A 9,730-nucleotide genomic window follows, 5' to 3' on the forward strand; every position below is an offset into this window, starting at 1 on the left:
TTCAGATGACCGCACCCGCGCTGCAGATCGCGATCACGACTGGCGAACCCGCGGGGGTCGGCCCGGAGCTGACCGTGCAGGCGCTGCGTGATGCCGCGCAGCGCTGGCCCGACGCGCATTTCACCGTGCTCGGCGATGCGGCGCTGCTCGATGTGCGCGCGGCGGCCGTCGGCGCCGACCGGGCCACGCTGGCCGGCGGCGGGCCGGTGTCGGTCGCGCATCACGCGCTCGCCGTGTCCGTGCAGGCGGGCAAGCTGGACGCCGCGAACGGCCCGTACGTGCTCGGGTTGCTCGATGCGGCGATCGACGGTGCGCTGGCAAGCCGGTACGATGCGATCGTCACCGCGCCGCTGCAGAAGAGCACCATCAACGATGCGGGCGTGCCGTTCACCGGCCATACCGAATACCTGGCGGAGCGCACGCATACGCCGCGGGTCGTGATGATGCTGGCCGGTACCGGCCACCGGCCGCTGCGCGTCGCGCTCGCGACCACGCACCTGCCGCTGAAGGACGTGTCCGCCGCACTCACGGTCGACGGGCTCGTCGAGACACTCGCGATCATCGATCGCGACCTGCGGCGCGACTTCGGTCTCGCCGCACCGCGCATCCTCGTGACGGGCCTGAACCCGCACGCGGGCGAGAACGGTTATCTCGGCCGCGAGGAGATCGACGTGATCTCGCCGGCGCTGGCCCGCGCGAACGCGCAGGGCATCGACGCGCGCGGCCCGTATCCGGCCGACACGCTGTTCCAGCCGCGCCATCTCGCGGACGCCGATTGCGTGCTCGCGATGTTCCATGACCAGGGCCTGCCCGTGCTGAAGTATGCGACGTTCGGCGAGGGCATCAACGTGACGCTCGGGCTGCCGATCATCCGGACGTCGGTCGATCACGGCACGGCACTCGATCTGGCCGGCACCGGCCGCGCGGATCCGGGCAGCATGATCGCCGCGCTCGACACGGCCGTCACGATGGCGCGTCATCGCCGCACGGCCTGACGCGGCCCGGCTTCACCTCTTTCGTCGTATTTTTCGTTTTACTCAGTCGATGTCGAACAGCAGACAGCACCAAGGCCATTTCGCGCGCAAGCGCTTCGGGCAGAACTTCCTCGTCGATCACGGCGTGATCGACTCGATCGTCTCGACGATCGGTCCCGCGCGCGGCCAGCGCATGGTCGAGATCGGCCCCGGGCTCGGTGCGCTGACCGAGCCGCTGATCGAGCGCCTCGCGACGCCCGAGTCGCCGCTGCATGCAGTGGAGCTCGACCGCGACCTGATCGGGCGCCTGCAGCAACGTTTCGGCGCGCTGCTCGAACTGCACGCAGGCGACGCGCTCGCGTTCGACTTCCGGTCGCTCGCGGCGCCCGGCGACAAGCCGTCGCTGCGGATCGTCGGCAACCTGCCGTACAACATATCCAGCCCGCTGCTGTTTCACCTGATGACGTTCGCCGATGCGGTCATCGACCAGCATTTCATGCTGCAGAACGAAGTCGTCGAGCGGATGGTCGCGGAGCCGGGCACGAAGGCGTTTTCGCGTCTGTCGGTGATGCTGCAGTACCGCTACGTGATGGAGAAGATGCTCGACGTGCCGCCGGAATCGTTCCAGCCGCCGCCGAAGGTCGATTCCGCGATCGTTCGGATGATTCCGTACGAACCGCACGAACTGCCGGACGTCGATCCCGTGCTGCTCGGCGAAATCGTCACCGCCGCGTTCTCGCAGCGCCGCAAGATGCTGCGCAATACGCTCGGCGACTATCGCGAGACGATCGATTTCGACGCGCTCGGCTTCGATCTCGCACGCCGTGCGGAGGACGTGAGCGTGGCCGAATACGTCGGCGTCGCGCAGGCGCTCGCGGCGGTGCGCAAGGCCGGTTGAGGCCGGTCACGCGAGCCGGACCGGATGTGACGAAGAGGCTGCCCTGCGAGGCAGCTTTTTTGTTGCGTGGGCGCGCGCGTGCTGCGCCGGGTCGTCAAGCCCGCCGGCGCGGCGGCGCGTTGACGAGCGCGATGCCGGTCAGCACGAGCGCGGCCGCGGACATGAAGCGCCAGCCGACCGATTCGCCGAGCAGCAGCACGCCGAACGCGACGCCGAACAGCGGCGACAGGAACGTGAAGACGGACAGCCGCGACGCACTGTAGCGCGTCAGCAGCCAGAACCACGACAGGTAGCTGACGAACGCGACGATCACCGACTGGTACGCGAGGCTCGCCACCGCGACCGGCGTGACCTGCGCAAACGACACCTGGCCGAACAGGGCGGCAAGCGCGACCAGCACGACCGCCGATACCGCGAGCTGGTAGAACAGCGTCTTGCTTGCACTCGCCCGCGCGAGCGCCGTCGAGCGCACGACGACCGTCGTCGCGGCCCACATCGCGCCGCCGAGGATCCCGAGCGCGTCGCCGGCGAGCCCGGCCAGCACCGATGCGCCGGGGGCGCGCGGTTTCAGGAAGCCGTCCGCGAACGCGAGCGCGATGCCGGCGAATGCCAGGCCGACGCCGGCCCACTGCGTGCGCTGCAGCCGTTCGCCCGGGGCGAACAGGTGCAGGCCGAGCGCGGTGAAGCAGGGCGCCGTGTAGAGGAAGATCGCCATGTGCGATGCACTCGTCAGCGTCAGCCCGAAGAACACGCAGATGAATTCGCCGGCGAACAGTGCCCCGGCCGCGAGGCCCGCGCCGAACGTGCCGTCCGCCTGGAACAGCGGCGTACCGCGCGAGCGGGCCCAGCCCCACAGCAGCACCGCCGCGATCACCGAGCGCAGCCCGGCCTGGAACATCGGTGCAATCGCGGCGTTCGTGCTCTTGATCGCGACCTGCTGGAAGCCCCAGATCGCGCACAGCAGCAGCATCAGGCCGACGGCGCGCATGTCGAGCGCGCGGCGCACGGGGGCGGCGGCGAGCGTGGTCATCGGCGAACCTCGCCGGTTCGGCGCGGCAGCTGCATGATCGGGAGGGCGGCGCATCCGGCGCGCTCGAATCGGCGGTTTCGCACGGCAGTGTGGGTGTCTCGGGGGAGGGGTGGTCGCGTTCGGGCAGGGGGTTGCATGCCCGTTTTTGGTGCGAGGTGGAAGGATGTTACCCGATCGGCGCAGTCGCCGGGCGAGCCGGATCGTGCCGTTTTCCGCCGTTGTGCTCGCGCCGGTTGGTGTCGACGGATCGTATTGGCGCACTCGGGCGAGGCGCGTCCGGCTGGACGCTCGCGGACGGCCGCAGCCAGGCGCCCCCCGGCTAGGCGCCCCCGGCGAAATTCACCCGACTCTGGTAGAGTTCCCGGTTCTGGAAAGTCCCCACAGGAGTACAACACATGCGATTTCTGCATACGATGCTGCGAGTCGGCGATCTCGACCGCTCGATCAAGTTCTACACCGAATTGCTCGGCATGAAGGTGCTGCGCCGCGACGACTATCCGGAAGGCAAGTTCACGCTCGCATTCGTCGGCTACGGCGATGAAAGCGACAACACGGTGATCGAGCTGACCCATAACTGGGATACGCCGGCCTACGATCTCGGCAACGCCTTCGGCCACCTCGCGCTCGAAGTCGACGATGCGTACAAGGCCTGCGAGCAGATCAAGGCGCAAGGCGGCAAGGTCACGCGCGAAGCGGGCCCGATGAAGCACGGCACGACCGTGATCGCGTTCGTCGAGGATCCGGACGGCTACAAGATCGAGTTCATCCAGAGGAAGGCGCACTGAGCGCCGGATGAGCCGGGCTGCGGTGTGCGAGGTGCGCCGCGGCAGAAAAAAAGGGCGATGCGGGGTGACCCGCATCGCCCTTTTTCGTTGGCGGCGACGCCGTGCGCGTCACAGCGACGGCAGCAACTCGGGCGGGTGATGCTTGAGCGTATGCCGCGCTTCGCGGAACTCGGGGAAGATCGATTCGACGGTTTGCCAGAAGGCCGGGCTGTGGTTCATCTCGCGCAGGTGCGACAGCTCGTGCGCGACGACGTAGTCGATGATCGACATCGGGAAATGGATCAGCCGCCAGTTCAGCCGGATCTTGCCGTCGCTCGAGCAGCTGCCCCAGCGCGTCGCGGCCGACGACAGCGCGTACATCGAATACGTGACGCCGAGTTTCTCCGCATAGACGGCGAGGCGTTCGCCGAAGATCCGCTTGGCTTCGCCCTGCAGCCAGCCCTGCACACGATCCTTGATCTGCTGCATGTCGGCCTGCACGGGCAGCGGCAGCGAGAGCCGCAGCGCATCGGCATCGAACGCGACGGCGCCCGCGCCGAGCGCGATCGTCACCGTCTTGCCGAGATAGGGAAGCGCCGCGCCGTCGCGCCAGTCGATCTGCGGCAGCGCGCGCTGTTCGGTGCGCGTCTTCCACTCCGCGAGCTTCGCGAAGATCCAGCGCTGTTTCTCGGAGATCGCGGCTTCGATGTCGGCGAGGGTGACCCAGCGCGGCGCGGTGATCGACAGCCCGCTGCCGTCGATCGTGAAGCCGATCGTGCGGCGCGCGGAGCGCTTCAGGCGGTATTCGAGCACGCGGCTGTCGAGTGCGAACGTGCGCACGCGCGAGCGGTCGGGCGCCGGGCCCGGATCGAGGGGCACGGCGGGTGCCGCTTCGGGCGGCGCCGGCGGCGTGGCGGGCGCCGACGGTGCGGCGGCCGGCCCGTCGAAGAGCGGCAGGTCCATCTGGCGATGATCGAGGGCCACGACGGCAGGCCGTGGCCGCGGACGCTGTTTCATCAGTTCGCTTCTTTTTGTCGTACGCAACGGCTGCAACCTGGGGGCGTCAGACACGCGCGGCATCGCGCGTGCCCGCATTGCCCGCCTGGCGATACGAATCGGGATCGATCCGGCGCATTTCCGCTTCGATCCATGCTTCGACCTGCGAGTTCAATGCATCGGGCGTCAACCCCTCGCTGGGAATCGGCTTGCCGATCGACACGGTGACGACGCCCGGGAATTTCGTGAACGAGTTGCGCGGCCACACCCGACCTGCATTGTGCGCGATCGGCACGACCGGTGCGCCGGTTTCGATCGCGAAGCGCGCGCCGCCCGTCTTGTACTTGCCTTGCTTGCCGACCGGCGTGCGCGTGCCTTCCGGGAACATGATCATCCATGCGCCTTCCGACAGGCGCTTCTTGCCCTGGCGGATCACCGACGTGAACGCGTTCTTGCCTTCCTTGCGGTTGATGTTGACCATGTGCAGCATCCCGAGCGCCCAGCCGAAGAACGGCACGTACAGCAGCTCGCGCTTGAACACGTAGCAAAGCGGCCTCGGCATCAGCGCCGGAAACGCGAGCGTCTCCCACGCGGACTGGTGCTTCGACAGCAGCACCGCCGGGCCGTCGGGCAGGTTCTCGTACCCTTCGATCCGGTAGCGGATGCCGTTCAGCCAGCGCACGACCCACAGCGTCGACTTGCACCAGCCGGCGGCCATCCAGTAGCGCGCGTCGGAACGCATGAACGGAAAGGCGATGAAGCACGCGGTGGCATACGGCACCGTGTACAGGACGAAGTAGATCAGCAGCAGCAGGGAGCGGACGAAGCGCATCGGCGTAAGTCTGGCGTTAGGGAGGATGCGCGCGGCGGCTGCATCACTCGTGTTCGTGTGAAAGGAAATCGAGCGCGAACGCGCGCAGGTCGTCGTGGACCTTCGTGCCGGGCGGCAGGTTGCCGGCGGCGAGCGTCTTCTTGCCCTTGCCGGTGAGCACGAGGTGCGGCTGGAAGCCGACCGCGACGCCGGCCTGCAGGTCGCGCAGCGAATCGCCGACGACCGGCGTGTGATCGGGATCGATCTCGAAGCGCTCGGCGATCATCTGCATCATGCCGGGTTTCGGCTTGCGGCAGTCGCAGTGATCCTCGGCCGTGTGCGGGCAGAAGAACACGGCGTCGATACGTGCGCCGACCGCGGCCGCCGCGCGATGCATCTTCAGATGCATCTCGTTGAGCGCGGCCATGTCGAACAGCCCGCGACCGATGCCGGACTGGTTGGTCGCGACCACCACGCGATACCCCGCGTGGTTGAGCCGGGCGATCGCCTCGAGGGCGCCGGGCAGCGCGATCCATTCGTCGGGCGTCTTGATGAACGCATCCGAATCGACGTTGATCACGCCGTCCCGGTCGAGGACGACGAGCTTTCGGTTGGGGCTGGTCGGCATCGTGCGGCCCTTATGCGGCGAGCTTCGAGATGTCGGCGACGCAGTTCATCTGCTGGTGCAGCGCGGACAGCAGTGCGAGACGGTTCGCGCGCAGTGCCGGATCTTCCGCGTTGACCATCACGTCGTTGAAGAACGTGTCGACCGGTGCGCGCAGCGCGGCGAGCGCCGACAGCGCGCCCGTGTACGCACGCGCCTCGAGCTGCGACTGCACGTGCGGCGTCACGGCCGCGAGCTGTTCGTGCAGCGCCTTCTCGGCGGCCTCGACGAGCAGCGTCGGCTGCACCGTGCCGTTCGCGCCGCCTTCCGACTTCTTCAGGATGTTCGAGATCCGCTTGTTCGCGGCCGCGAGCGCTTCGGCTTCCGCGAGGCGCGTGAACTCGCGCACCGCGTCGAGGCGCGCGACGAGATCGTCGACACGCGTCGGGTTCAGGCTCAGCACCGCGTCGATTTCGCCGGCCGAATAGCCGCGCTCGCGCAGCAGGCCGCGCAGGCGGTCCATGAAGAACGCGAGGATCGCATCGGTCGATTCGGCCACGCCCGGCACGCCTTCGAAGCGTGCATGGGCCGTGCGCAGCAGCGACACGAGATCGAGCGGCAGCTGCTTCTCGAGCAGCAGGCGCAGCACGCCGAGCGCGTGGCGGCGCAGCGCGAACGGATCCTTCTCGCCGGTCGGCGCGAGGCCGATGCCCCAGATGCCGACGATCGTCTCGAGCTTGTCGGCGAGCGCGACGGCGGTCGACACGGGCGTGGTCGGCAGTGCGTCGCCGGAGAAGCGCGGCTGGTAGTGCTCGGCGCAGGCGAGCGCGACGTCGTCGGCTTCGCCGTCGTGGCGCGCGTAGTACGTGCCCATCGTGCCCTGCAGTTCCGGGAACTCGCCGACCATGTCGGTCAGCAGGTCGGCCTTCGCGAGACGCGCGGCGCGCTTCGCGTGCGTGGCGTCGGCACCGATCGCGGGGGCGATCTCGCCGGCCAGCGCCTCGAGGCGCTCGACGCGTGCGAGCGCCGAACCGAGCTTGTTGTGATACACGACGTTCGCGAGCTGCGGCACGCGCTCGGCGAGCGGCTTCTTCTTGTCCTGCTCGAAGAAGAACTTCGCATCGGCGAGGCGCGGGCGCACGACGCGCTCGTTGCCTTCGATGATCTCGCCCGGCGTCTTCGTCTCGATGTTCGACACGATCAGGAAGCGCGAGCGCAGCTTGCCGGCGACGTCGGTCAGCGCGAAATACTTCTGGTTGGTTTGCATCGTGAGGATCAGGCATTCCTGCGGGACCTGCAGGAATTCGTCCTCGAAGCGGCACGGGTAGACGACCGGCCATTCGACCAGCGACGTCACTTCGTCGAGCAGCGACTCGGGCATCACGACCGTATCGCCGTTCGCGTGCTCGTTCAGCTGCGTGCGGATCGTTTCGCGGCGATCGGCGAAGTGCGCGATCACGCGGCCCTTGTCGCGCAGCGTGTCGGCGTAGCTGCGCGCATGCTGGATCGCGACGAGGCCGTCGGACAGGAAGCGGTGGCCGAGCGTGGTGTCGCCGGCGTCGACGCCGAATGCGGTGACGGGCACGATGCGATCGTCGTGCAGCACCGTCAGGCGGTGCACCGGGCGCACGAACTTCACGTCGGAGCCGTCCGGGCGCTGGTAGGTCATCACCTTCGGGATCGGCAGCTTCTCGAGCGTTTCGTCGAGCGCGGCCTGCAGGCCGTCGGCGAGCGTCGCGCCGGCTGCCGAATAGTTGATGAAGAACGCTTCGGCCTTGCCGTCCTGCGCGCGCTCGAGATCGGCGATCGACAGGTTCGGGTGGCCGAGCGCCGCGAGCTTCTTCGCGAGCGGCGCGGTCGGCTTGCCTTCGGCGTCGAGCGCGACCGACACGGGCAGGACCTTTTCGCGGACCTGCTTTTCAGGGGCGACGGCGCGCACGTTCTGCACGACGACGGCGAGGCGGCGCGGCGTGGCGTAGCGTTCGAACACGAGTTCGCCTTCGATGAGGTCGCGCGCCGCGAGGCGTTGCGCGAGACCTTCGGCGAATGCGTCGCCGAGGCGCGCGAGGGCCTTCGGCGGCAGCTCTTCGGTCAGCAGTTCGACGAGCAGGGGGGCGGGATGATTGTGCGTCATGATTGGAATGAATCTCGTCTCGTCAGTCCTGATCGATCTTGCGTTCGACCTTGAGCGGCGGCGCCCACGCCGGCTGTGCGGCGTCCTGGGCGTCGGTGGTGAGGCCCGGCACGCCCGGCGGGTTGCCGAGCATCGGGAAGCCGAGCTTCTCGCGCGAGTCGTAGTAAGCCTGCGCGACGAGACGCGACAGCGCGCGGATGCGGCCGATGTACGCCGCGCGCTCGGTGACCGAGATCGCGCCGCGCGCATCGAGCAGGTTGAACGTGTGGCCGGCCTTCAGCACGAGCTCGTACGCGGGCAGCGCGAGCTGCGCGTCGATCATCTTCTTCGCTTCCGCTTCGTAGCTGTTGAAGAACGTGAACAGCAGGTCGACGTTCGCGTGCTCGAAGTTGTAGGTCGATTGCTCGACCTCGTTCTGGTGGTAGACGTCGCCGTACGACAGGCGGCGCAGCTCGGGGCCGTTCGGGCCTTGCTCTTCCCACTCGGTCCACACGAGGTCGTACACGTTCTCGACCTTCTGCAGGTACATCGCGAGGCGCTCGAGGCCGTACGTGATCTCGCCGAGCACCGGCTTGCAGTCGAGGCCGCCGACCTGCTGGAAATACGTGAACTGCGTGACTTCCATCCCGTTCAGCCACACTTCCCAGCCGAGGCCCCACGCGCCGAGCGTCGGGTTTTCCCAGTCGTCCTCGACGAAGCGCACGTCGTTCTGCTGCAGGTCGAAGCCGAGCGCCTCGAGCGAGCCGAGGTACAGGTCGAGGATGTTTTCCGGCGCCGGCTTGAGCACGACCTGGTACTGGTAGTAGTGCTGCAGGCGGTTCGGGTTCTCGCCGTAGCGGCCGTCCTTCGGGCGGCGCGACGGCTGCACGTACGCGGCGCGCCACGGCTCGGGGCCAACCGCGCGCAGGAACGTGTGGACGTGCGAGGTGCCCGCGCCGACTTCCATGTCGATGGGCTGGAGCAGGGCGCAACCCTGCTTGTCCCAGTAGGACTGCAGCGTCAGGATGATTTGCTGAAACGTAAGCATGAAGAGCCTTCGTGGCGCTGGCGCTCCGTTGCGGGCGGCGCTCCGGGCGGGGCCCGGAGGGTCGGCTCGCGCGGCGGCGCGGCTTGTTAGTGTGCTGAAACGCGTAATTTTACCGGATCGGCGAGCGGATGCGGCCGGAACGCGGGCGGGCACACCGTCGGCCCCGTCCGGGCGGCCCGCGCGGGCGTGACCGATGCCCGCCGGGCGGCTGCGCGCGGCCTGTCGTGACGCGCGTGCCGCGCGGCTTCGCGCGGGCGTTAAGATGCGCGTATTGCGGTGCGCGCGACGCGTGCCGCGCCACCGCTAGCCGATTCCGACTGCATGGACGATTCGACCGACATCCTCATTCCGCTGCTTCCGCCCTTCCTCGCGCTGCTCGGGCAGGCCGCCGATGCGCAGGCGCGCGGCGAACATGCCGCGCACGATCTGTGGCTCGCCGCCGCCGCGCAGCTGCATGCGGTCGACGCCGATGCGCTCGCGCAACTCACCGGC

Annotated in this window: 9 protein-coding genes; 3 read left to right on the top strand and 6 right to left on the bottom strand. The window is 68.4% G+C overall.

What is annotated here, in order from left to right; all coding sequences use genetic code 11:
* Positions 1–5: 5 nt before the first annotated feature.
* Positions 6–995: a 4-hydroxythreonine-4-phosphate dehydrogenase PdxA gene (gene pdxA / locus G3N98_RS12835; RefSeq protein ID WP_089473533.1), complete on the top strand. Its 990-nt coding sequence runs from the start codon at positions 6–8 to the stop codon at positions 993–995.
* Between the two features lie 49 nt (positions 996–1,044).
* The gene (rsmA, locus tag G3N98_RS12840) at positions 1,045–1,872 is read left to right on the top strand and encodes a 16S rRNA (adenine(1518)-N(6)/adenine(1519)-N(6))-dimethyltransferase RsmA (RefSeq protein WP_047852199.1); all 828 of its coding nucleotides are present in this window, start codon (positions 1,045–1,047) and stop codon (positions 1,870–1,872) included.
* 94 nt (positions 1,873–1,966) lie between these two features.
* Here rsmA and G3N98_RS12845 read toward each other — a convergent pair whose 3' ends face one another.
* Positions 1,967–2,902: a DMT family transporter gene (locus tag G3N98_RS12845; RefSeq protein ID WP_089473532.1), complete on the bottom strand. Its 936-nt coding sequence runs from the start codon at positions 2,900–2,902 to the stop codon at positions 1,967–1,969.
* 395 nt (positions 2,903–3,297) lie between these two features.
* On the opposite strand from G3N98_RS12845, the gene gloA reads away from it, so the two are divergent.
* Positions 3,298–3,687, top strand: coding sequence for a lactoylglutathione lyase (gene gloA, locus G3N98_RS12850; RefSeq protein WP_089473531.1), 390 nt, complete (start codon positions 3,298–3,300; stop codon positions 3,685–3,687).
* A gap of 108 nt (positions 3,688–3,795) precedes the next feature.
* Here gloA and G3N98_RS12855 read toward each other — a convergent pair whose 3' ends face one another.
* Genes G3N98_RS12855 through glyQ form a run of 5 tightly spaced genes read right to left on the bottom strand, consistent with a single transcriptional unit; the run spans position 3,796 to position 9,238 of the window.
* Entirely contained in the window at positions 3,796–4,683 is an 888-nt protein-coding gene (locus tag G3N98_RS12855) for a SprT family zinc-dependent metalloprotease (protein WP_206148373.1), read from the bottom strand.
* A 46-nt stretch (positions 4,684–4,729) separates the two neighbouring features.
* Entirely contained in the window at positions 4,730–5,494 is a 765-nt protein-coding gene (locus G3N98_RS12860) for a lysophospholipid acyltransferase family protein (protein ID WP_039360052.1), read from the bottom strand.
* A 43-nt stretch (positions 5,495–5,537) separates the two neighbouring features.
* Entirely contained in the window at positions 5,538–6,101 is a 564-nt protein-coding gene (gene gmhB, locus G3N98_RS12865; protein ID WP_089426288.1) for a D-glycero-beta-D-manno-heptose 1,7-bisphosphate 7-phosphatase, read from the bottom strand.
* A gap of 10 nt (positions 6,102–6,111) precedes the next feature.
* Entirely contained in the window at positions 6,112–8,211 is a 2,100-nt protein-coding gene (gene glyS, locus G3N98_RS12870) for a glycine--tRNA ligase subunit beta (protein ID WP_089473529.1), read from the bottom strand.
* A gap of 22 nt (positions 8,212–8,233) precedes the next feature.
* Positions 8,234–9,238, bottom strand: coding sequence for a glycine--tRNA ligase subunit alpha (glyQ, locus tag G3N98_RS12875; RefSeq protein WP_011885965.1), 1,005 nt, complete (start codon positions 9,236–9,238; stop codon positions 8,234–8,236).
* Between the last annotated feature and the right edge of the window lie 492 nt (positions 9,239–9,730).

The sequence above is a fragment of the Burkholderia sp. Tr-20390 genome, from assembly GCF_017104595.1.
Lineage (GTDB): Bacteria > Pseudomonadota > Gammaproteobacteria > Burkholderiales > Burkholderiaceae > Burkholderia.

Excerpts from the sequence above, each read along its gene's own strand:
- pdxA (WP_089473533.1), top strand. The coding sequence starts at position 6 with ATGACCGCACCCGCGCTGCAGATCGCGATCACGACTGGCGAACCCGCG.
- rsmA (WP_047852199.1), top strand. The coding sequence starts at position 1,045 with ATGTCGAACAGCAGACAGCACCAAGGCCATTTCGCGCGCAAGCGCTTC.
- G3N98_RS12845 (WP_089473532.1), bottom strand. The coding sequence starts at position 2,902 with ATGACCACGCTCGCCGCCGCCCCCGTGCGCCGCGCGCTCGACATGCGC.
- gloA (WP_089473531.1), top strand. The coding sequence starts at position 3,298 with ATGCGATTTCTGCATACGATGCTGCGAGTCGGCGATCTCGACCGCTCG.
- G3N98_RS12855 (WP_206148373.1), bottom strand. The coding sequence starts at position 4,683 with ATGAAACAGCGTCCGCGGCCACGGCCTGCCGTCGTGGCCCTCGATCAT.
- G3N98_RS12860 (WP_039360052.1), bottom strand. The coding sequence starts at position 5,494 with ATGCGCTTCGTCCGCTCCCTGCTGCTGCTGATCTACTTCGTCCTGTAC.
- gmhB (WP_089426288.1), bottom strand. The coding sequence starts at position 6,101 with ATGCCGACCAGCCCCAACCGAAAGCTCGTCGTCCTCGACCGGGACGGC.
- glyS (WP_089473529.1), bottom strand. The coding sequence starts at position 8,211 with ATGACGCACAATCATCCCGCCCCCCTGCTCGTCGAACTGCTGACCGAA.
- glyQ (WP_011885965.1), bottom strand. The coding sequence starts at position 9,238 with ATGCTTACGTTTCAGCAAATCATCCTGACGCTGCAGTCCTACTGGGAC.